This window comes from Candidatus Nitrosopumilus sp. bin_7KS, assembly GCF_054095835.1.
In genome coordinates this window covers 323,761-344,407 of sequence record NZ_JBSWSO010000004.1, presented here as the reverse complement: position 1 = coordinate 344,407, position 20,647 = coordinate 323,761, and the positions used below count along the sequence as shown (strand labels likewise).

25 protein-coding genes are annotated in these 20,647 nt (G+C 31.9%); 11 read left to right on the top strand and 14 right to left on the bottom strand.

Features of this window, described 5'->3' with window-relative positions; all coding sequences use genetic code 11:
• Position 1 precedes the first annotated feature (1 nt).
• The 4 genes from carA to ACW9W4_RS05365 form a co-directional block, all read right to left on the bottom strand.
• Positions 2 to 1,099, bottom strand: a complete 1,098-nt coding sequence (gene carA, locus ACW9W4_RS05380) for a glutamine-hydrolyzing carbamoyl-phosphate synthase small subunit (protein ID WP_457761461.1) — start codon at positions 1,097 to 1,099, stop codon at positions 2 to 4.
• 132 nt (positions 1,100 to 1,231) lie between these two features.
• The gene (locus ACW9W4_RS05375; protein ID WP_457761439.1) at positions 1,232 to 2,425 is read right to left on the bottom strand and encodes an AAA family ATPase; all 1,194 of its coding nucleotides are present in this window, start codon (positions 2,423 to 2,425) and stop codon (positions 1,232 to 1,234) included.
• A 9-nt stretch (positions 2,426 to 2,434) separates the two neighbouring features.
• On the bottom strand, positions 2,435 to 2,920 hold the full coding sequence (locus tag ACW9W4_RS05370) for a hypothetical protein (protein WP_457761438.1): 486 nt from the start codon (positions 2,918 to 2,920) through the stop codon (positions 2,435 to 2,437).
• A 1-nt stretch (position 2,921) separates the two neighbouring features.
• A complete protein-coding gene (locus tag ACW9W4_RS05365) occupies positions 2,922 to 3,485 on the bottom strand; it encodes a hypothetical protein (protein ID WP_457761437.1) in 564 nt (187 codons plus the stop codon).
• 159 nt (positions 3,486 to 3,644) lie between these two features.
• On the opposite strand from ACW9W4_RS05365, the gene ACW9W4_RS05360 reads away from it, so the two are divergent.
• Positions 3,645 to 4,805: a TrmB family transcriptional regulator gene (locus tag ACW9W4_RS05360; protein WP_457761436.1), complete on the top strand. Its 1,161-nt coding sequence runs from the start codon at positions 3,645 to 3,647 to the stop codon at positions 4,803 to 4,805.
• 14 nt (positions 4,806 to 4,819) lie between these two features.
• Here ACW9W4_RS05360 and ACW9W4_RS05355 read toward each other — a convergent pair whose 3' ends face one another.
• A complete protein-coding gene (locus ACW9W4_RS05355; protein ID WP_457761435.1) occupies positions 4,820 to 4,969 on the bottom strand; it encodes a hypothetical protein in 150 nt (49 codons plus the stop codon).
• Positions 4,962 to 5,099 (bottom strand): hypothetical protein, encoded by a 138-nt coding sequence (locus tag ACW9W4_RS05350; RefSeq protein ID WP_457761434.1) that lies wholly within the window; start codon positions 5,097 to 5,099, stop codon positions 4,962 to 4,964. Before ACW9W4_RS05350 ends, ACW9W4_RS05355 begins: the two co-directional genes overlap by 8 nt.
• A 124-nt stretch (positions 5,100 to 5,223) precedes the next feature.
• On the opposite strand from ACW9W4_RS05350, the gene ACW9W4_RS05345 reads away from it, so the two are divergent.
• From ACW9W4_RS05345 to ACW9W4_RS05330, 4 genes are all read left to right on the top strand, one after another.
• Positions 5,224 to 5,829, top strand: a complete 606-nt coding sequence (locus ACW9W4_RS05345) for a hypothetical protein (protein ID WP_457761433.1) — start codon at positions 5,224 to 5,226, stop codon at positions 5,827 to 5,829.
• Between the two features lie 178 nt (positions 5,830 to 6,007).
• Positions 6,008 to 6,463 (top strand): RidA family protein, encoded by a 456-nt coding sequence (locus ACW9W4_RS05340; protein WP_457761432.1) that lies wholly within the window; start codon positions 6,008 to 6,010, stop codon positions 6,461 to 6,463.
• Positions 6,464 to 6,563: 100 nt separating this feature from the next.
• Complete coding sequence (locus ACW9W4_RS05335; RefSeq protein WP_457761431.1) at positions 6,564 to 7,382, top strand: PEFG-CTERM sorting domain-containing protein; 819 nt, start codon at positions 6,564 to 6,566, stop codon at positions 7,380 to 7,382.
• Positions 7,383 to 7,405: 23 nt separating this feature from the next.
• Positions 7,406 to 7,774: a PPOX class F420-dependent oxidoreductase gene (locus ACW9W4_RS05330; protein ID WP_457761430.1), complete on the top strand. Its 369-nt coding sequence runs from the start codon at positions 7,406 to 7,408 to the stop codon at positions 7,772 to 7,774.
• 138 nt (positions 7,775 to 7,912) lie between these two features.
• On the opposite strand, the gene ACW9W4_RS05325 is transcribed toward ACW9W4_RS05330, so the two are convergent.
• The gene (locus ACW9W4_RS05325; RefSeq protein WP_457761429.1) at positions 7,913 to 9,022 is read right to left on the bottom strand and encodes a DHHA1 domain-containing protein; all 1,110 of its coding nucleotides are present in this window, start codon (positions 9,020 to 9,022) and stop codon (positions 7,913 to 7,915) included.
• Between the two features lie 47 nt (positions 9,023 to 9,069).
• Positions 9,070 to 9,261, bottom strand: coding sequence for a hypothetical protein (locus ACW9W4_RS05320; RefSeq protein WP_457761428.1), 192 nt, complete (start codon positions 9,259 to 9,261; stop codon positions 9,070 to 9,072).
• A gap of 117 nt (positions 9,262 to 9,378) precedes the next feature.
• Between ACW9W4_RS05320 and ACW9W4_RS05315 the strand changes: the two genes are divergently transcribed.
• A complete protein-coding gene (locus ACW9W4_RS05315) occupies positions 9,379 to 10,542 on the top strand; it encodes a citrate synthase (protein WP_457761427.1) in 1,164 nt (387 codons plus the stop codon).
• A 2-nt stretch (positions 10,543 to 10,544) separates the two neighbouring features.
• On the opposite strand, the gene ACW9W4_RS05310 is transcribed toward ACW9W4_RS05315, so the two are convergent.
• Complete coding sequence (locus tag ACW9W4_RS05310) at positions 10,545 to 10,751, bottom strand: hypothetical protein (RefSeq protein WP_026090100.1); 207 nt, start codon at positions 10,749 to 10,751, stop codon at positions 10,545 to 10,547.
• A 76-nt stretch (positions 10,752 to 10,827) separates the two neighbouring features.
• Between ACW9W4_RS05310 and ACW9W4_RS05305 the strand changes: the two genes are divergently transcribed.
• Positions 10,828 to 11,235: a hypothetical protein gene (locus ACW9W4_RS05305; protein ID WP_457761426.1), complete on the top strand. Its 408-nt coding sequence runs from the start codon at positions 10,828 to 10,830 to the stop codon at positions 11,233 to 11,235.
• Between the two features lie 304 nt (positions 11,236 to 11,539).
• Positions 11,540 to 12,139: a cupredoxin domain-containing protein gene (locus ACW9W4_RS05300; RefSeq protein ID WP_457761425.1), complete on the top strand. Its 600-nt coding sequence runs from the start codon at positions 11,540 to 11,542 to the stop codon at positions 12,137 to 12,139.
• A gap of 23 nt (positions 12,140 to 12,162) precedes the next feature.
• Here ACW9W4_RS05300 and uvrC read toward each other — a convergent pair whose 3' ends face one another.
• From uvrC to uvrB, 3 genes are read right to left on the bottom strand one after another with little or no spacing between them, the layout of a single operon-like run.
• Positions 12,163 to 13,749, bottom strand: coding sequence for an excinuclease ABC subunit UvrC (uvrC, locus tag ACW9W4_RS05295; protein WP_457761424.1), 1,587 nt, complete (start codon positions 13,747 to 13,749; stop codon positions 12,163 to 12,165).
• Positions 13,746 to 16,565 carry an excinuclease ABC subunit UvrA gene (gene uvrA / locus ACW9W4_RS05290; RefSeq protein ID WP_457761423.1) on the bottom strand — a complete coding sequence of 940 codons (2,820 nt, stop codon included), beginning with the start codon at positions 16,563 to 16,565 and terminating at the stop codon, positions 13,746 to 13,748. Before uvrA ends, uvrC begins: the two co-directional genes overlap by 4 nt.
• Positions 16,552 to 18,504, bottom strand: a complete 1,953-nt coding sequence (gene uvrB / locus ACW9W4_RS05285) for an excinuclease ABC subunit UvrB (RefSeq protein WP_457761422.1) — start codon at positions 18,502 to 18,504, stop codon at positions 16,552 to 16,554. The genes uvrA and uvrB overlap by 14 nt, the downstream gene beginning before the upstream one ends.
• 124 nt (positions 18,505 to 18,628) lie before the next feature.
• On the opposite strand from uvrB, the gene ACW9W4_RS05280 reads away from it, so the two are divergent.
• A complete protein-coding gene (locus ACW9W4_RS05280; protein ID WP_457761421.1) occupies positions 18,629 to 18,766 on the top strand; it encodes a hypothetical protein in 138 nt (45 codons plus the stop codon).
• A 41-nt stretch (positions 18,767 to 18,807) separates the two neighbouring features.
• On the opposite strand, the gene ACW9W4_RS05275 is transcribed toward ACW9W4_RS05280, so the two are convergent.
• Positions 18,808 to 19,440, bottom strand: a complete 633-nt coding sequence (locus tag ACW9W4_RS05275) for a pyridoxamine 5'-phosphate oxidase family protein (RefSeq protein WP_457761420.1) — start codon at positions 19,438 to 19,440, stop codon at positions 18,808 to 18,810.
• Between the two features lie 75 nt (positions 19,441 to 19,515).
• Between ACW9W4_RS05275 and ACW9W4_RS05270 the strand changes: the two genes are divergently transcribed.
• Positions 19,516 to 19,740 (top strand): hypothetical protein, encoded by a 225-nt coding sequence (locus ACW9W4_RS05270; protein ID WP_457761419.1) that lies wholly within the window; start codon positions 19,516 to 19,518, stop codon positions 19,738 to 19,740.
• Positions 19,741 to 19,949: 209 nt separating this feature from the next.
• Positions 19,950 to 20,363, top strand: coding sequence for a hypothetical protein (locus ACW9W4_RS05265; protein WP_457761418.1), 414 nt, complete (start codon positions 19,950 to 19,952; stop codon positions 20,361 to 20,363).
• Here ACW9W4_RS05265 and ACW9W4_RS05260 read toward each other — a convergent pair.
• Positions 20,358 to 20,588 carry a hypothetical protein gene (locus ACW9W4_RS05260; protein ID WP_457761417.1) on the bottom strand — a complete coding sequence of 77 codons (231 nt, stop codon included), beginning with the start codon at positions 20,586 to 20,588 and terminating at the stop codon, positions 20,358 to 20,360. The genes ACW9W4_RS05265 and ACW9W4_RS05260 overlap by 6 nt on opposite strands.
• Between the last annotated feature and the right edge of the window lie 59 nt (positions 20,589 to 20,647).

The following is a 20,647-nucleotide window of genomic DNA, read 5'->3' as shown; positions in this document are numbered from 1 at the left end:
TTTATTTCTCCATTAGTTTTTTGAGTTCTTCAAAGACAAATTTACAATCAAAAGGTCCAGGAGCAGCTTCTGGATGAAACTGTACTGCAATGCAACTTTGTTTTTTATGTTTTATTCCTTCAACAGTTTTATCATCTGCATTAGTAAACCATAATTTAAAGTCAGATTTTTCAATAGATTCAGGAGTTATACCATACCCATGATTCTGACTTGTAACATAGACTTGGTTATTTTCTAAATTAACACAAGGTTTGTTTTGTCCCCTGTGCCCATACTTTAGTTTGTAAGTTTCTGTATTTCCTGCAATGCCAATAATTTGTGCACCTAAACAAATACCCAAGGTAGGAATATTATTTTCAATTAATTTTTTTGCAGTATCTATAGTATCAGGACATTTTTGTGGATCACCAGGACCACTACTAAGTACAACACCTTTAGGATTATACGACATTACTTTTTCATATGTAGTATTCCATGGAACTAAGATTGCTTTGTAACCAAGCTCACGAACATTTCTTAAAATAGCATTTTTTGCACCAGTATCAATTACAACTACAGACTTTTCTTCATCACCGTAGATTTGTTCTTCTTTTGTAGAAACTACATCCATGAATTGTTCAGAATCATAATGTTTTGCAGATTCTAATTGTTTTTTAACAGATTCAACATCAATCTCAGTGTCAGATACAACTAATGCTGCCATCATCACTCCACCTGTCCGAAGTTTTTTGGTCAATTCACGAGTATCAATTCCAGAAATTCCAGGCACCTTTTCATTATTCATCCATTCATCCAAAGTCATAGAAAGATTCCAATGACTTGCAGTCAAAGATAATTCATGAACTACCAACCCACGAATTTGCATTTGATCAGATTCAAAGAATTTTGAAATCCCATCTTCATCAACAATTGATGGATCGGGAACGCCATAATTTCCAACCAAAGGATAAGTCAAAGTGAGAATTTGGCCATTATACGATGGATCAGTTAAGGCCTCAGTATAGCCGACCATTCCGGTATTGAAAACAATTTCCCCAAAAACAGTTGTAGAATAACCAAAACCGTGACCATCAAGAACAGTACCATCACCAAAGATCAGTTTTCCAAACTTGTTTGCGTGGTTTGATTTCTTTGTAGTAATTGTGACCCTCGTAAAGTCCGAGTTATTATGAATTTAAGTTTTATGCGTAAATAAAATTCAAAAAATTGATCGCAAAATAAGAATAACCAATCAGAGGGCTTGGAACTCTTCGCTCCATTTGTGATAAGCGCGAATCATATCAATTGAAACACTAGGTTTTCTTCTCTCCATTATATTTTTGAAATCAGCAGTTGTTAGATCTCTTGGTTGAATAGGCGTCTCACCTTCAACTGGTTCATGATAATCAGGAGCATCAAAAATTTCATGAACGGTCTTAATTTGTGCTGCTTGACATACATCCTTGATGTCACTTGCACTGTATCCATCAAATAATTTTGCCAATTCAGTATTGTTTACATTGATATGTTTACTCAACGGAGCAGTATATTGTTGAAATAGATTTTCTCGTGCTACTTGAGTAGGTAATGACACATAGATTCTTTTTTGGAATCTTCTAAGGAAAGGCCAATCAAGACTCCACGGTTTATTTGTTGCACCAATTACATACAACATCAAATCTTTACCTTTTCCATTAACTCCATCCATTTCAGTTAAGAATTGGTTTTTAGTTCTCACCTCTCCACCGACTTCACTACTTCTAGAACCTAACAAAGAGTCCACTTCATCTACAAATAAAATAACAGGTTTTCCTTCTTTTTCAGCATATTGTCTTGCCATAGCAAATAGTTTTGAGACATTTTTTTCTGCTTCACCAAGCCATTTACTCATCATTGATGATGCATCTACATTAATGAAATAGCCATCCATCTCATTTGCAGTGGCTGCTGCAAGCATTGTTTTTCCTGTACCAGGTGGACCATAAAGTAACATTCCTTTTGGCCATCCAAGAGGAAACAAATCAGGTCTTTTAGTAGGATAAACTATAGATTCACGTAATGCACTTTTAGCATCATCTAAACCAATTACTTGATCCCAAGTAACATCAGGTTTTTCTTTCATAACTAATTCTTCAAAATCATTTTCATTTTCTTGTCTCTGAACAGATTTCTTTTGTTCTGAATCAGAAGCTTTTGGATCAACTGCAGGTTCAACACCATGAGATTGCTGTAATGATTGAATTCTACCATGGTAAGAGTTACATCTGTCTTTGTAAATTTGGTTTAGTTTACTAGTAGGATAAAGCTGTAATAGTTTTACCAAAGCATCTATTGCATGCTGATAGTGTGTGATTGCCATTCCACGAGCACCCTGAGAATCAAATTTGATGGCTTCAGAAGCATATTTGCTTGCTGTGTTTTCTAATTCTTGGGGGGCTAAACTCATTCTAATTACCTACGCAGTTTCCTCTCGAGAATTTTGTTGGTATTCTACTGTGTTAATCTCTGTCACAAAATTGGTTAAATTAATTGCACTTGTTTCATGTTCATTATAGTCAGGACCATCAAGGTATTTTTTTTTAAAATCAGACTTGTCTGAGATATTGACATGCATGTCTTTGACTTTGTTAATAGAATCCTCAGCAGAGAGTATTAATTCAGAAACTTCACTATCCAAATCTTCAAGAGAGCCGGCAGTTTCATCAATTATTGAGGTGAAATGCTTTAAAATTGAGCACATTTCTTTCTTATCGGCATATTTACACATCATAAAATTTGCAATTCCAACAATTTTATCCAGATCTTGTAGTTCTTCCAAGGAGAGTTTATCAATTTTTGAATACTCTGAAGGTTTTACTTCAGATAGTTTTTTGTCAATTATTGAGGAAATAGATTTTATTCGTTCTATGTCTTTTGAAAAATCTCGTTTTTGATTTAGCATATCAGGTGTTGCATAATTTCAAAAAATCAAGATTAGGGTACTGCTTACTTAATTTAGAGTCCACCATCAATTTTACTTCATTAAGTTTAGATGAAGATTCATAATTTGATTGACTAAAATCAAATCTAGCAGTAGTTAAAGCAGCAGAATCTATTACAATACTTCCCAAATGAACTGAGATTTCAGATAGTTTTTGGCTACAGTTGGGAATAAATTCAAAAAGTTGTGCACTAACAGTTCTAATCATAGGAATTGTAGAGGGTAAGATTTCAGGTATGCTACTTATGTTTGAAATTCTCCCCATGTTCTTTTGTACAGAAAGTAATATCTCTAAAGAAAACGTTACAAGATGCTCTAGTTTTAATGCAGCAGTATGAAGTTTATCTAATTCATCAAAATCATGAACTAAATCTTGATTTGAATTTTTTATTTGAATTTGTTTATCGTTAAGAACATCAATTACATCATTGAGTATATTTATAGAATATTCTAATCGTGGAACAAGAGTTACAGAATGAGAGATGTTTTCAATTTCTATTGAATTAATACTACATTTTACCAACATACAGACTAACAATTCTAAATTTTGTATTTGAGGACGATGTATCAAATATTTTAGTAACCACAGTTACACCTATCAACAGATACAATTTTGATTTTTTTTGAGTATTTGTGTAAAGGAATTTAGCTCTCAATTTTACCTAATAACAAATCAAAGAAAATCATGGTAAATGAGCACGTTTTGACAGTCAGTCTAGAAGAGTTTGGATTAAGCAAATATGAAGCACAAGCATATGTGGCATTAATAGCAAAAGGCACTATTTCAGCAGGAGATCTTGCATATTATTCAGAGATTCCAAGAACAAAAATTTACCCAACATTATTAAAATTAGAAAATAAAAAACTAGTCATCATTTCAAAAAGTAAACCAATTATGTGTACAGCAATTGCTCCTGAAGATGCTTTTGATGGAATAATTCATGAACAAATCAATAAGGTAAACGCCATGAATTCTTTGATTTCTAATTTAAAGAAAGCAAGTGAAGAAAGTAGAAAGACTCGAGGCTCTGAAGAAAAAAGATATTTTCATTTAAGTGCGAATAACGTTTTATCACAATTACAAACAATGATTGAAGGTTCAAAATCATCAATCAAAATTATGACTGACCAATGGGGTTTTGGATTATTAGCTGAATGCAAAGAACAATTGTTATCAGTATTACGAAGAAATCTAGATGTTAAAGTTCTAGTAGCACCATCTCAAATTTGTTCTGAATCATTTAGAGTGATTCCAGATGGAGTCGAAATCAGAGCATCAGACATTACACAAAACTGCTTCATTTTTGATGAAACAGAACTGCTAATGGTGGATAATAGTAATGGTAAAGGCGCAATCTTTTCATCTACAGATATTTTGGGAGTAAATCAAGAAAAAATATTTTCCAATATTTGGAAAAATGCAATCAAGACAAAAGCATTGGGAGATATGACAAAAACTGAAGCGCAAGAGATTTACAAAATTATTAAAATTGTTAATGAAGTAGGCTTACCATATTTACTAAATTCTACAATGGTATCTAAAAAACCAGAAGCAGATATGTTCAAACTTTTAGAGAAGAACGGAGTGTCTTTAAAATCAAAAACACTAGATGACGTGATTGAAATTATTGATGCAATAATGCAAATCACGTGTTCAGGCCATGTTAATTTTGAGGCAAATACTAAAAACATCACAATAGAATCAAAATTAAACAGCGGACATTCATTACCATGGGTATCAATTTTAGATGGATGCCTTCAAAAACAGGGATACAAAACAAGAACAATATATCAAAATAATTCAAACAAAGGCGAAAAAGTCCACATCAAAATAACTAAAAATTAAAAAAACTATTCAAATTATTTTGAATTAGTGTTGAATTTTTTTTGAGACTCTTTATAGGCAATATATGCAATAAAGTCTGAAGTGCTTTGAAAAGGAACATTTCCTAAGAGGTTTTTCTCAATAAATGCAGAAACAGTATTTGCTAGTTTTTCACTATCAATCATCTTTGTATTCTTGCAGAATTAGTTCAATAGTCTTAGAATCAAATTTTGCAAAGCATTTATTCAATTCTTCCTCATCTAATTCTTCATCATGATACAGCATTACAATTATGAATTTGAGATCAACATTCATTACAATAGTAGGTAAGAAAGATGTACAAAATACTCAGTTTTCATACCATGTTATGATCAGTAGGCTCCATGGGAGTAAAAATTTCAGTCATCACCAATAAATAATTCCATTAAAGAGATAGGCCATGCAAATGATTTCAATTGAATATATTTTAGAATGTATGAATGATGAAAAAAATTATCTAGGAGACTTGTGGCAAACTTGCCTAAATAACAAAAAAAGATTCAAAAAAAGTAAGCTGAAAGAAATTTTAAAAAAAATGGAACTGCTAGGTCACATTAAAAAACATGGCTACAAGGATGATGCATATTATGTAAAGTATTATCATTATTCATTTGAAGAGCACATTGGTTTTATCAATAACAACATTTTCACATATGAATCTAAAATAAATTCTGCAATTAAAAATTTAGAGAATAAAAAAATATTTTTGGACATATCAAAAAATCTCAGTTCGTATAAATTTAGTAAATATACAAAGTCAGACTATGAATCACTACTAATCAGTATGGGAAGTATGTTTGAATTAGCATCATCAATACTATGGACCAAAGAAAATAGCGAGGACAAAGAATTAAAAAAAGAAATAACAAAATGTTTTAAGCAAATTAATGAATTCATGGAAGAGATAAATCGCAGATTGCTCGAGGGTCGAAAAACTCAAGAACGAATAGTGTTACAACGAGAATTTACAGGTAAAATTCCAAAAGCAGGATATCTAAAAATATAAAAATAATTTTCAAGTGTCACCAGAGACATTTACTAGATCCTCATCATAAAACGCCTCTAGTGACAATGAATAGAAAATTTTTCACATATACAAAATCTTCTAATTATTTTTAATTTCAAAATGATACATTTGATAAATTCAAAATACTAAAATCAGACCCAAATTAAGCATGATAATCATGATTGAAGAAAAACTAGAATCCATAGGAGTTAAACTTCCAAACCCACCCACCCCTGCAGGATCATATGTTCCGGTTATACGTACAGGTAATTTGTTATTTATCTCAGGTCAAATTCCAATGGAAGACGGAAAGGTAATCTTCACAGGGAAAGTTTCAGATGACAATTTAGTGACTGCCCAAAAATCTGCCAGAATGTGTGCAATTAACATACTTGCTCAAATTAAAAGAGAAATTGGAAGTTTGGACAAAGTTACAAGAATTGTGAAACTTTCAGGATTTGTAAATTCTATGCCAGATTTTACACAACATCCCAAAGTTATCAATCCGGCATCAGACTTACTCTTTGAGATATTCGGTGAAAAAGGAAAACATGCAAGAGTTGCAGTTGGAGTAGCTTGTCTACCGTTAGATTCAATGACTGAAATTGATGCCATTGTGGAATTTTCAGATTAAACTTTAGAAAAACATAGTTTTTTGCCAAAAATAAAAGGTTAAGAAGATTACCACACAATATTAGAAATCATTCATATACAGTTTTGATTCAATTAAAAAAATGCTAAAGATTGCATTGTTTGCTTTTGTGATAATTGGGATGCTTTCAACATCAGCATTTGCAGAACCAACTTTAGAATTACAAGTATCATCAGAAAAAATCAAAGCATTGGATTCTATTTGGATAACAGGTAAGATTACAGATGTATCGGAATTCAAACCAGTAAAACTTAGAATAATTGGCCCAGATGGAGCACTTGTTTTTGCTCCACTTTTAGCAATTGGAGATAACGGAGAATTTAAAAAATTGTTAAACCATCCAATTCCAAGTTTTAAGGCTGGGACATATTTGATTACAGCAAGTCATGAAGATTCAGAAGTAACAGCATCCACTCAATTTACAGTCGTAGCCCAAGCAATACTAAGAAATGAAATTCCAAATACAACTCAAGAAGAAACAGTAGAGAGAAAAGTACCAATGGCATCAAATGGAATCACATTGATTGCTGATGCAGTAAACGGCTCAGATGTAATTACAATTACTGGAAATACGAGTTTGAGAGGCTCAGATATCACACTAATTGTCAATTCTCCTATAGGAAATCTAATGACGATAGCTCAAGTAACACCAGGAATTAATGGAAATTTTGAAGTACAGATTAAGACAGGGGGTCCAATGTGGAAAGAAGACGGCATGTATATAATTACTGCAAATCAAGGGCCAGCATCAGAGATTAAAAAATCAATTCAAGTTGAAATTAAAGACGGAGTAGTAGTACCTGAATTTGGAGTCATAGCATCACTTGTTTTAGTAATATCAATTATTTCCATTATCATAGTATCATCAAAATCAAAGTTGGCTATACCAACTAGATTTTAATTTAAGATGCAAACACATAGAGTATGTTTAGTTTAGACGATATAAAATCTGAAAAATATATTTCACTTGAAACTTATAGAAAAAATAATCAACCAGTAAAAACTCCAGTTTGGTTTGTAATTAAAGATAACTTAGTCTATGTTGTAACTAGAGAACAAACAGGTAAAGTAAAACGGCTTAGAAATAATTTACAAGTAAAATTTGCATTGTGTTCAATGAGAGGTAAAATTACAGGAGAATTGGTTTCAGGCACTGCAAAAATATTATCTGAACTGGAAACCAAAGAAGTAGTAAAGATGAGAGATAAAAAATATGGATTCATGGCAAAGGTTGCAAAATTTGCTAGTAAAAGTAAAGGAGAATTTTTTGCTTTTACAATATCACAATCATAAATTCCAATCCATTACAAACATCACCTAGATTAAAAACAAATCAAACAATTTTTTTGTAATTTTAGTTCTTGTTTTAATTTGTAAGCAGTCAATTATGCAAATCTAAAAATTATCATCAATCCTAGATTCTTACAAAGGTTATTTTATTTTCTTATTTAATTCTGTAATGAATTTCTTTATTTTTGGTTTTGGAACAACTGCACCACATGCTTTGTCATGTCCACCACCAGAGCCACCAAGACTAGTTGCCAAAAGATTAACAATTTTGCCCAAGTGAACTTTACAATCCTTCGAGCCTCTTACAGATACTGCATAAATTCCATGATCTACACGTTCCTTGTATGCTACACCCACATTTTTACCAGATAGTCCCATTACAAAATTAACTGCCCCACTTGCACCAGAATCTAAAATTTCCATATGTCCAAGATTACTCATTGTTTTTAGTCCCACCTTTACTTTGGCAATCATTTGAGATAGTTTTTCCACTTGAATTTGTGCAAATTCAAAGGTGTTTGGAATATCATGTGGAAATTTAGAGTCTGCTAATTCTTCAACTAAATATTGTAAATAGTCAAGTTCTCTTTGACGTCCCACAATATTGTAAGTCATAACAGTGGCACTAATCAATGCAAATTGTCTGTCATAGATTTGAAGTAATTTTGAACCAAGTGGTCTAGATTCCATATAATCTGTAATTGCAGCACATGCTGCAACAAAAGATGCATGATCATTGAGTTTAGATTTGAAGGCAGTGTAAGTTAGAACTGCAGTACATTCGTTGATGTCATGAATTACTTTTACTTTGATTTTGTTTAATGCTTTTACAACATTAGGATCAATATCGTGATGATCAATGTATGTAACTGAAACTTTATTTTTTCTCAATCGTGTCAATATGTCAATAAATTCATCTTGTGTTTTTTTGCTTAATCCTAAATCACAAATAAATAATGACTTTAATTTTTCATCTAAAACAACTTGGTTTAATGCCTCCATTTGACCGGGATAATCAACTAATATTGCATCTCCGCCAAATGCTTGACGAATTAATGCTGCAGAACTAATACCATCACAATCTTCCTTATGGGAGATGCAAATTACTTTAGTTCGCTTAGATGTACTTGTTTTTTTAGCTGTTGTTTTTTTGGTTACTTTTTTAGCTACTGTTTTTTTGGTTACTTTTTTAGCTGTTGTTTTTTTGGGTACTTTTTTAGCTGCTGTTTTTTTGGTTTTAGAGGATACCAATATAGATTCGAAAATCACAAACCCTCATTTAAATGAAGAATGTAAAATTAAGATTTTCTAAAAGGCTTTTTGATACTTTGGTTTACCAACGAACTTGAATCAAGATATACATCGTATAGCGATAGTCCCTCCATCTGGGTTTGATTATCAATTTCTTGAATTTTTTTAAGTTCTTCAGGGGATGCATTTAGTATCAAGTCATCTAATTTTTTCAAATGTTCTCGCTCTTTAGGAGTCATTAAGTTTTGATTAAAAATAATCATTTATGACCAAAAGTTGCCATATTAGACTAATTACTAAACTTCATAGACATGATTTTAGAGAAAATATAATAAAAGATTCCCAGTAGGCACATTATGGAGACAAAAAATATCGGTCTACGAGGAATCGAAGTTGCAGATACCAGAATTTCCAATATAGACGGTGAGAAAGGAAAACTCATTTATCGAGGATTTGACATTTTAGATCTTACAAAAAATTCAACGTTTGAAGAAACAGCCTATCTTTTACTTTATGACAGATTACCAACACAAAATCAACTAGATGAATTTAATGCAAAATTAATCGATGCAAGATACATTCCAAAACAAATGCAAAAAAACATGGGTAATTGGAGAAAAGATGCAGATCCAATGGACATGCTTCAGGCATTTGTGTCTGCACTTGCAGGTTACTATGATGAAGAATTTTCAAATAAAGATGCCAGTTATGATAAAGCAGTTAACCTCATTGCCAAAGTCCCAACAATTGTTGCTAGTTGGCACAGAATAAGAAATGGATTAGAGCCAGTAGAACCTGATTCATCTCTTAGTCACGCTGCAAATTTTCTATATATGATGTTTGGAGAAAAGCCAGACCCTGAAGTTGAAAAAATATTTGACGTGTGTTTAATTCTTCATGCTGATCATACATTCAATGCATCTACATTTACTGCCAGACAAGTTGCATCAACAAGAGCACATATGTATTCAGCATCAAGTGCTGCAATTGGAGCATTAAGTGGAGAGCTACATGGAGGAGCAAATACAGAAGTAATGAAAATGCTCTTAGAAATTGGAGAATTAGATAATGTAGAAGGATGGATTAAGGAAAAAATGAAGGTAGGAGATAGAATTATGGGAATGGGACATGCAGTGTATAAAACCTATGATCCAAGAGCACAAGTGCTAAAAGAACTCTCTAGAAAATTAGCAGAAAAAACTAAAGACCCATGGTTTGACATTACAGAAAAAGTAGAAACTACAACTATATCTGAAATGAAATCCCAAAAAGGCAGAGATATCTATCCAAATGTAGACCTATACAGTGCATCATTATACTATATGCTAAAAATTCCAATGGATCTTAACACCCCAATCTTTGCCATCTCAAGAGTTGTAGGATGGGCCGCACATATCATTGAAGAAAAATTTGCAGAGGCTGCACCTAAACCAGCATTGTATAGACCAAAGGCAACATATGTTGGAAAATATTGCGGACCGCAAGGTTGTGAATATCAAACATTAGACTTGAGAAAATAGATTTAATTTCTTGTGCTTAACCAGTCTTTAGCTTTTGAATTAACATCATGTTTGTACAACACTTCAAAAACCATATCATAGAATGTAATACCTTTTTTCTGAGCCTGATCATCAAGCCACTTGATTCCATCTGCTAATTCAGGATCATATTCTGAGAATTCAACCAATTCATCTACCATTTTTGAGAAGAAGGCGTGAGATTCAAGCATATGTACACCTTTCAATCTATGATCATAAGTGGGGGATTCAAAATATATTAACAAAAGACCCCTTTTTGGTTGACAATTGGACCATGTTTTTTATTCAGATGGAAATTTAAAGAAAATTTCCTGGACAATTCAAACAAACGATTCAATTATTGAACAAAGCAGAGAACATGCAGAAATATACAAAAATAAAATTTCAGAACTACAATCAAAATATGTAGCATTACATATTGGATTATTTTGGGGGATTGGAGTATTCAAAATAAAAAATAAAGATATTATCAAAATAAAATTAGATGAAAAAACAATGTTTGATCAGATAGTAAAAGACTTGAAAATAGAAGATGAATTTATTGCAAATCGTATTAAATTCATCAAACAGTTAATCAGACAAAAAAAGCTAAAAATCAAATTTGAACTAATTCAACAAAAAGATAACTTGGCAAATAAAATACTAAAAGCAAAAGAGCTTAAGACCAAAAACTAATAGTTACTTGGTGAGAGCTCAATCGCAGTTTGTGATTATACTTGGCACTAGTTTGATAAAAGAAAGATTTGTTCACTAACATTGACAACACCTCATCTTCAATTAGAGCGATCTTATGGAATTTACAATTGTTTAGCAACTATATTGAAAATATTTCAAAAAGCAGTTGTAGAAAAAACTTTAAAAAAACAAATTTCTGGAAATAGTCTTATTTTGAAAAAATAACACATCAGTGGAAATTGTAAAAACTGACGTGAAAAAGACGATTAGATTTATTTAGTATATGCTAAACCATGGATCAATTATGGCAGGTATAGACAAAGCAGCAATAGTTTTCTCAATTGCAATTGCACTAGTAGGTGTAGGAATTGCAGTTGCAGGAGACGCCGCTTATAATGCTCCAACATACACTGCTCCAGCAGTTACAAAAGAAGTATCAGAACCAAAAACTCAAACTGAGTCATTTGGTGCAGATATTGCTCAGAAAGTAAAAACTGGAGACAGTATGATGGAAAAAACAGTGAAACTGGAAGATAAAGTAACAATGGAAGAAAAACCAATGGCTAAAGAAGAAAAACCAATAGCTAAAGCACCAACAGGACCTAAAACACATTCTGTTGATATTCCATCAGGTACTTCAGTTCCAGGATGTGAAACAAGTAATGCATGTTACACACCAGCAGATATCAAAATCAAAGCTGGCGACACAGTAAAATGGATTAATGTTGACACAGCAGCTCACACTGTAACTGGTGGCAGTCCAGCTAATGGCCCATCTGGCGTATTTGATAGCAGTTTAGTAATGGCAAATGCAGAATATGCATTTACATTCGATAAAGCAGGCAGCTACAAGTACTTCTGTATGGTACATCCATGGATGGTCGGCAGCGTTTCAGTTAGCTAACCAAAAACTTTTTTCCTTTTTTCTTATTTTATTTGATTTTTCCTTATTGTTCTATTATATGCCACACCAAATCTATGAGTTTCATCTCTAGCATATTGTAAAATTTTTAGAGATGATTTGTATTTTGGAATAACAATAGGATTTTTATTTTTAGGAACATAGATTTCTTCATTTTCTTTTGCCAAAGAGATACAAGGTAAATCTAACCCAAGGGATTGTAATGACTTTAATGCAGAACTAAGCTGACCTTTGCCACCATCAATTACTATCAAATCTGGAAGTTCAGAATTCTCTTCTAACAATCTATAATATCGTCTCTTGATAATTTCACCAATCATTGCGAAATCATCTCGTCCAGTCACTGTTTTTATTTTGAATTTTCTATATCCAGATTTATTTGGAATACCGCCAACAAATCTGGCCATAGACCCTACAGCAAAATCTTCTCCATGATTTGAGATATCAAAACATTCAATGACATTAGGAATAACAGGAAGACTAAGAAGTTCTTTTAATTCCACCAATCCAGGATCTCCGCCTTTAGAGAGAATTAATTTAATATTTTTTAAGATTAGATGAATAATGTCTTTTTTCTTACCCTTTGAAGGGCATAAAATTTGAACAGTATGTCCCGATTGCTCAGAGAGTAATAATTCTAACAATTTTTTGTTGTCAGGCAACTCACTAACTAAAATAAATTTTGGAATTTTATGTGTAGAATAATACTGATATAAAAAATTGGAGAAGGAATTATCTCCAACTAAATCAAAAAAGAACTTGTCACTATCTCTAATCACACCATTAATCATTCTAAAAGTCATAACAGTTGCAGATTGTTCTTGAATACCAATTCCAAAATATTCTTCATCAGAATTTTCAACATATTCCATTTTTTGTTTAGTTTGAAGACTACCAAGCCTAATCAGTGTATCACGAATATCTTTTGCACGTTCAAATTGTTGTGATTCAGCAGCTTGTTGCATCTCTTCTTCTAATTTTTTAGTAAAGATCTTAGTCTTGTTTTTTCCTTTCAGCACATCCTGTAATGCATTAACATGTTTTGGATATCGTTCTTGAGCATCTTTAAATTCACATGGTCCCTCACAATTTCCCAGATGGTATTCTAAACAAACTTTTTTTGGAAGTGTTTTACAAATTCTAATTTGAAATGCCTTTCTCAAAGTACCAATAGTTAGTAATTTTGAACTGCCTTGTGTAAAGGGACCAAAAGTTTTTCCCTTACCTAGAAATTTTCCATCTCTAGTCCTCCTTGAAACTAGCAACCTAGGAAATTTTTCGTCAGATATTCTAAGGTACGTGTATCGCTGTTGATCTTTTAATTCAATGTTAAATCTAGGCCGATATTTTTTGATCATATTTGATTCTAAAAGAAATGCTTCATTTTCATTATCAGTTAAAACAAATTCAATAGATGAAATATGTTCAACAAGTTTTTGTGTTTTATAATTTTGATTTTTGTTAAAATAAGATCTCACCCTATTTTTCAAATTTTTAGCTTTTCCAATATAGATAATCTGTCCATCAGAATCTTTCATCAAATAAATTCCAGGGTCAATAGGAATGTCGATTTTAGAAATATCAAAGGTCATTTTTTTAACAATTTTTTCAAATACTTTCCAGTATAACTTCCAGGTGCTTTTGCAATATCTTTTGGAGTGCCAACTGCAACTACTTTTCCACCTTCATCCCCACCCTCAGGTCCAAGATCAATTAACCAATCAGAATTTTTGATTACATCCATGTTGTGCTCAATTACAACCACAGTGTTTCCCAAGTTTACTAGACGATTAAGAACATCTAGTAATTTTTGAACATCTGCAAAATGAAGACCGGTTGTAGGCTCATCTAAAATGTATAATGTTTTGCCAGTACCTCGTTTAGATAATTCAGATGCAAGTTTTACTCTTTGAGCTTCACCTCCAGATAATGTAGTGGATGATTGTCCAAGTTTGATATAGCCTAAACCTACATCATATACAGTTTGTAATTTTCGTTGAATTGCAGGTATGTTCTCAAAGAAATTTAATGCCTCATATACAGTCATATCTAAAATATCAGAAATATTTTTACCCTTATACAATACAGATAAAGTTTCAGTGTTGTATCTTTTTCCTTTACATTCATCACATTTCACATAAACATCAGATAAAAACTGCATTTCAATTTGCTTAACACCATCACCATCGCATGCAAAACATCTTCCATCAGCTACATTAAATGAAAATTGACCTGGTGCATATCCACGTTCTTTTGATAATGCAGTATTTGCATAAAGTTCTCTAATTGGTGTAAAAGCTCCTATGTATGTTGCAGGGTTTGAACGTGGCGTTCTACCAATTGGAGATTGATCAATTGCAATTACTTTATCAATATTTTCAATACCCGTAATATCCTTGTGCATTCCTGCTCGAATATTAGATTTGGAAAAATGGTTTTGTAATGTTTTTAATAAAATATCATTAATTAAAGTGGATTTTCCAGAACCAGAAACACCAGTTACAGAAACAAACAATCCTAAAGGAATTTCAATATCAATTTCTTTCAAATTATTTTCAGAAGCTTTACTAATTAATAATGAACCTGAACGGTTACGAATTTTATCATCTAAATTGATCAATGAATTATCTTTCAAATATTTGCCAGTTACAGATTTGTTATCTTTAAGAATTTGATTAACAGTTCCTTCAAAAACAACATGACCACCATTTACACCAGCCCCGGGACCTAAATCTATCATCCAGTCTGAATTTCGTATAACTTCTTCGTCATGCTCTACTACTATGACAGTATTTCCTAGATTTCGTAGCTTATTTAGCGTTTTAATGAGTCGTGTGTTATCTCGTTGATGTAATCCAATAGTGGGCTCATCTAGAACATATAAAACTCCAGTTAAATTAGAACCAATTTGAGTTGCCAATCTAATTCTCTGTGATTCTCCGCCAGACAGAGTAGAACTTAGTCTATTTAGTGTAAGATAATTTAATCCGACATTCATTAAAAATTCCAGACGTTCCTTAATTTCTTTTAGGACATCTCTTGCAATGTATTGTTCATTTGTTGTTAATTTTAATGATGAAAAGAAATCATAGCAATGATCAATTGACATATCACATACATCCATTATTCCTTTTTCATTAATTTTAACTGCAAGTGATTCTGGTTTTAGTTTTTTGCCATTACATGTGTTGCATGGAGTATCTCTCATGAATTGTTTTAACCATTCCCTTTTTGATTCTGAATCAGTTTCCATAAATGAACGCTGTAAATTATTTAAAACACCTTCAAAGACATTAGTAGATTGCCAAGATGAATCTCCAGACTTTGAACGATATGTAAAATCAATTAAATCATCAGTACCATGTAAAATAATTTGAAGATGTTTTGGTTTGATCTTATCAAAAGGAGTCATTAAATCAAACCCAAATTTTTTCCCTACGGCTCTTAATGCTTGGCGTCTAAATGCAGAAAATCTACCACTCCATGGAACAATTGCTCCATCCAGAATAGATTTTGATTTATCTGGTACCACCAAATCTGCATCAAACTCCATCTTTACTCCTAAACCATTACAAGTTTTACACATTCCAAAAGGAGAATTAAATGAGAAAGAACGAGGCTCTAAGTCACCTACTGTCAATCCACAATAAGGACATGCATTATTTTGAGAAAAAATTTTCTCAGATTTATCTGTGGCAATCATAACATCTCCTTTGGATGCTTTGATTGCAGTTTGTATAGCCTCAAAAAGTCTAGAACGCTCTGATTTTTCAGTTGTGATTCTATCAACTACAATCTCAATATTGTGCCATTTTTGCCTATCAAGGGGAGGGAGGTCATCATCTAGGCTCAAAATTTCCCCATTTAGTCGTATTCTAGAATAACCATCCTTTTTGATTTGTTCAAATAATTTCTCATACGTACCCTTTTTTCTTTGAACCATAGGAACCAAAACAAGTATTTTTTTTCCCGAGAAATCTTTGAGTACTGAATCACAAATTCTTTCTATAGATTGTGTTGAGACTTTACGTCCACAATTAGTACAATATGGAATTCCAATTCTTGCAAACAATAATCTCATGTAATCATAAATTTCAGTAGTAGTTCCAACAGTAGAGCGTGGATTTTTACTTGTAGTTTTTTGTTGTATAGAAATTGCAGGAGATAACCCCTCAATAGAATCAACATCAGGTTTATCCATCATCTCTAAAAATTGACGAGCATATGAAGAAAGTGATTCCACATATCTTCTCTGGCCCTCAGCATAGATGGTATCAAATGCCAATGTAGACTTTCCAGAACCAGATAGTCCACTAATTACAACTAATTTATTTTTTGGAATATCAACATCTAGATTTTTTAGATTATGATGTCGGGCTCCCCGAATTTTTAATTTATTTTCTACCATTTTTAAATTCAATCTCCTTTTCTAGTCTTTTTATTCTATCTCTACATTCAATTGCGCGTTCAAAATCTAATTCTTCAGAATATTTTTTCATTTGTACATCCAAATCAATAATTTCAATAGAAAGATCATGTGTTGACTTGAGTTTAGAATCATCTAATGCAACTTCTTGATCTGGAACAGACTTGATAATTGTTTTAGGTGTAATATTATGATCTGTGTTATATTGTATTTGCTTTTCTCTACGACGTGTAGTTTCATCCATTGCATGTTTCATAGATTTGGTAGTGTTATCAGCATACATTATGACAGTTCCATTTACATTTCTTGCAGCTCTACCACATGTCTGAATTAAACTTGTGAAATTCCTCAAAAATCCTTCCTTGTCAGCATCCAAAATTGCAACTAGAGAAACTTCCGGAATATCCAGACCTTCACGTAAAAGATTAATCCCCACAAGTACATCAAACTCCCCTAATCGTAATTGTCTAATTATCTCAGTTCTCTGCAATCCCTCAATCTCTGAATGCATGTATCTCACTCTAACCTGTTTTTTTGAGAGGTATTCAGCCAAATCCTCAGCCATGCGTTTAGTCAAAGTAGTGACTAAAACCCTCTCAGAGTTAGCAATCCTTTTGTTAATTTCCCGAATTAAGTCATCCATCTGGTTTTTGCTAGGCCTAATCTCAACTTGAGGGTCAAGTAATCCAGTAGGCCTTACTAGTTGCTCAATAATATTAGATGATACTTTTTTCTCATAATCAGAAGGAGTTGCTGAAACAAAAATTGTATTTTGTATGTATTCTTCAAATTCTTCAAATTTTAGTGGACGATTATCAAATGCACTAGGCAATCTAAACCCATATGTTATTAATTCATTTTTTCTAGAACGATCACCCTTGTACATTCCATGAAGTTGAGGTAATGTAACATGAGATTCATCAATAACCAAAAGATAATCATCACCAAAAAAATCCATTAAACAAAATGCTTTCTCTCCAGCATTTCGTCCATCAAAATGTCTAGAGTAATTTTCAATTCCAGAACAATACCCCAACTCTTCAATCATTTCTAAATCATATTTTGTTCTCATCTCAAGTCTTTGTTTTTCTAATTCATTTAATTCAGGTAATCTTTGTTTCAATTCACCTCTAATTGATTTAACAGCTTTTTTACGAACATCTTTTGCAATAAGATAATGTTTTGCAGGGTAAATTTTCATTTGATCAACTTTCTTTTTTTCTTTCAAGGAAACGTGATCCAATAAAGTAATTTTTTCTATTTCATCTCCAAACATAGAGATTCTAACTAAGTCTTCAGAATATGCAGGAGTCACATCTATTGTGTCACCTTTAACTCTAAAATTACCAGGAGCTACTTCAGTATCATTTCTCTCATATCTTGCATCTAGAAATCTTCGAATTATTTCATTTCTTTTAATTTCATCACCAATGTTTAATGTAATAGCCAAATCACCCCAATCCTTAGGATTACCAAGAGAATAGATACAAGATACTGTAGATACAATGATTGTAGGTTCTCCAGATAGCAACATTGCAGTCGCCTCTAATCTCATCTTTTCAATTTTTTCATTAATTTGAGTGTCTTTTTCTATGTAGGTATCAGTTTGTGGAAGATAACTTTCTGGTTGATAATAGTCGTAATAGGATACAAAATAACCAACATTATTTTTTGGAAAAAATTGTTTTAGTTCAGAGTACAGTTGAGCGGCAAGAGTTTTGTTATGAGAAATGACTAGAGTATTCTTCCCAGTTCTTGCAATTACATTTGCCACAGAAAAGGTTTTTCCACTTCCTGTAACTCCAAGTAATGTTTGAACAGATCCTTTTTTTACTCCTTTGACTAATGCATCAATTGCTTGAGGTTGATCTCCTGTAGGGGAGTAATCAGAGGCCAATTCAAACTTAGATATCTGTTCCAACAGATACAATCCTCAAAAACTGAACTTATAGCTAACGTTTGCCAAATAAGAACAACAAGTCAAGAATTTACCAAATTTGGAAATTTCAGATAAGCATTATATCTTAAAAATTTAATAAAAAACCGTGTTGGTAATAGAAAAGGATTTTAAAAAAGAGCTTAAAGAAACACAACAAGAGATAATGTTAAACTTGACATTAAAAACAAACATGCTCCTTGAAAAATTAAAGGCAGAAAATAAAAAAAATCGAGTTCAAATGTAGATTGAAATAATTTCAATAAATCAGATTAAAACTAAAAACAGTTACCATATAGGCTCATCAGTCATCTTCAAACCAGTATCTGTAATCTCAAATCCCATAATCTTCAAAGTTTCATGTGCAGAAGGGGAATTTTTCTTTAGAATCTTTTCTGCCAAATCTAATCTATCATCAGGTCGCATATGCTGACCAATCTTATATTTACCATGTAAGGACTGTGGCGATACTTTGATAACACTAACAGCATCTAAAACTCTCATATCAGATTCAATTGGATCGTAAAATCCTTCAGGTTGATATTTTTCCATTAAACCATTTAGTGCAAGAGTTTTTTCTTCTCTATCAGATACAAAAGAAGCAATTCCCTTTATTACAACACTGATGTATAATGTATCAGCTAGAGATGCATTATGTGGATCTTCAAAATAAGATGGTAAAAATTCTAGTTCCCTATCAGCTTCAAATCCAACTTTGTTATTTCTTGTAATATTATCAAGTTTTTCACCCTTTACATGAGAATGCATGTAAACTGCATCATTAAGGAATACAAAATTCATAGGAATAATTTGCGGGAATCCATTCACATCAATACTTGCCACACGTCCAACATGTTCTTCATTCAAGAAATCTTTTACTTTTTCATATGATTTTATTTGGAGAATTCCAGTTAACTGCATAATTTAATTCAGTAAAATAATATTATAAATCCAGAGCATAGAAATTCCTAAAATACAAGGTAAATAAAAAACATCATGGACGATCCTTATCTTAATGAATTAAGAGATGATTTTCGAGAATATTCCAATCAATTAAAAAAATTAAAAACAAAATTATTAAAATCAAATTCCCCTGAAATTCAAGCAAAAATCATCAAGCAGATTGACTCCATAGCAAATAAGATGGAAAACAATCAAAAACAATCAGTCAAAGTAACAAAATCCAGAATTAAAGAAAGGAAATCAAAATCAAAGAGATAGAGTTAATCCTCTTCATCTAATTCTTTGGCCATAGCCTTAATTTCCATGATTCTACATTCTAATTCATTACATTCTGTTTTGAATTCTGTGCCCATAAAGCATCATTACAAAAATAATCAAAAACAAACAACTTTCTAAAACTTGACTTTTTTCATCCAAATTCTTCATTAATGTAAATTCCTAAATTTAGGATTAATTCAACGAATAAAATGAGCGAAGTAGATGAAGAACGAGAAGAAGCTATCAAAATTACATTGAATCTCCTAGAAGAATGGGGTTCTGCATCAAAATTCATTTGGTTCAGAGAATTGCATAGAATTACTGATATCGATAAGGGATTACTTCGAAATATCCTCAATGAATTAAAAAAATCAAAAGAAGTCAAAGAGATGCATGGTACAAACAATAGAATATTCTTCTGTTTAAAAAAATACTACATCAAATGTAGAGATGTAGAGTTTAGATTCAAAGGTAAACAAATAATGTTAAAGGATGGAAGTAAAACAAAAATTATTCAAGGTTCAACCAATGCAACTGAGAGAACTAGAAAAAGAATTGAAAAGCAAAAAAATAGACGTAATTCTAAATCAATGACAAAGAGAAAAAGACCACATAAATCATAAGGAATCTTCAGATTGTCGTCTTGTGAAATTTGATTCTGCACGTTTTAGTTTAGCAGATTCTGCCACATCTTCACTCATATCATATAGATTGTGTAATTCCATATCAGGAGTCAATTCATCTTCCTTTTCATCATCTAAATCATATTCAAGATTTGCCAAGATTTCCACATTTTCTTCCAATATATCAAGACATTTTTTTACAGAATCAGGAAGTTCTTCATCCATGCTAAATTCTAAGAAGAAGTATGCTAAATGATTTGCTGTATGATATAATATTGAATTTT

Bases quoted from the DNA above. Each gene is read 5' to 3' on its own strand.
- ACW9W4_RS05300 (WP_457761425.1), top strand. From the start codon at position 11,540: ATGGCAGGTATAGACAAAGCAGCAATAGTTTTCTCAATTGCAATTGCA.
- uvrA (WP_457761423.1), bottom strand. From the start codon at position 16,565: ATGGTAGAAAATAAATTAAAAATTCGGGGAGCCCGACATCATAATCTA.
- ACW9W4_RS05350 (WP_457761434.1), bottom strand. From the start codon at position 5,099: ATGAATGTTGATCTCAAATTCATAATTGTAATGCTGTATCATGATGAA.
- ACW9W4_RS05270 (WP_457761419.1), top strand. From the start codon at position 19,516: ATGGACGATCCTTATCTTAATGAATTAAGAGATGATTTTCGAGAATAT.
- ACW9W4_RS05330 (WP_457761430.1), top strand. From the start codon at position 7,406: ATGTTTAGTTTAGACGATATAAAATCTGAAAAATATATTTCACTTGAA.
- ACW9W4_RS05260 (WP_457761417.1), bottom strand. From the start codon at position 20,588: ATGGATGAAGAACTTCCTGATTCTGTAAAAAAATGTCTTGATATATTG.
- ACW9W4_RS05365 (WP_457761437.1), bottom strand. From the start codon at position 3,485: ATGTTGGTAAAATGTAGTATTAATTCAATAGAAATTGAAAACATCTCT.
- ACW9W4_RS05375 (WP_457761439.1), bottom strand. From the start codon at position 2,425: ATGAGTTTAGCCCCCCAAGAATTAGAAAACACAGCAAGCAAATATGCT.
- ACW9W4_RS05310 (WP_026090100.1), bottom strand. From the start codon at position 10,751: ATGCTTGAATCTCACGCCTTCTTCTCAAAAATGGTAGATGAATTGGTT.
- ACW9W4_RS05340 (WP_457761432.1), top strand. From the start codon at position 6,008: ATGATTGAAGAAAAACTAGAATCCATAGGAGTTAAACTTCCAAACCCA.
- ACW9W4_RS05335 (WP_457761431.1), top strand. From the start codon at position 6,564: ATGCTAAAGATTGCATTGTTTGCTTTTGTGATAATTGGGATGCTTTCA.
- ACW9W4_RS05320 (WP_457761428.1), bottom strand. From the start codon at position 9,261: ATGACTCCTAAAGAGCGAGAACATTTGAAAAAATTAGATGACTTGATA.
- ACW9W4_RS05265 (WP_457761418.1), top strand. From the start codon at position 19,950: ATGAGCGAAGTAGATGAAGAACGAGAAGAAGCTATCAAAATTACATTG.
- ACW9W4_RS05360 (WP_457761436.1), top strand. From the start codon at position 3,645: ATGGTAAATGAGCACGTTTTGACAGTCAGTCTAGAAGAGTTTGGATTA.
- ACW9W4_RS05315 (WP_457761427.1), top strand. From the start codon at position 9,379: ATGGAGACAAAAAATATCGGTCTACGAGGAATCGAAGTTGCAGATACC.
- ACW9W4_RS05275 (WP_457761420.1), bottom strand. From the start codon at position 19,440: ATGCAGTTAACTGGAATTCTCCAAATAAAATCATATGAAAAAGTAAAA.
- ACW9W4_RS05345 (WP_457761433.1), top strand. From the start codon at position 5,224: ATGCAAATGATTTCAATTGAATATATTTTAGAATGTATGAATGATGAA.
- ACW9W4_RS05355 (WP_457761435.1), bottom strand. From the start codon at position 4,969: ATGATTGATAGTGAAAAACTAGCAAATACTGTTTCTGCATTTATTGAG.
- ACW9W4_RS05370 (WP_457761438.1), bottom strand. From the start codon at position 2,920: ATGCTAAATCAAAAACGAGATTTTTCAAAAGACATAGAACGAATAAAA.
- uvrC (WP_457761424.1), bottom strand. From the start codon at position 13,749: ATGACCTTTGATATTTCTAAAATCGACATTCCTATTGACCCTGGAATT.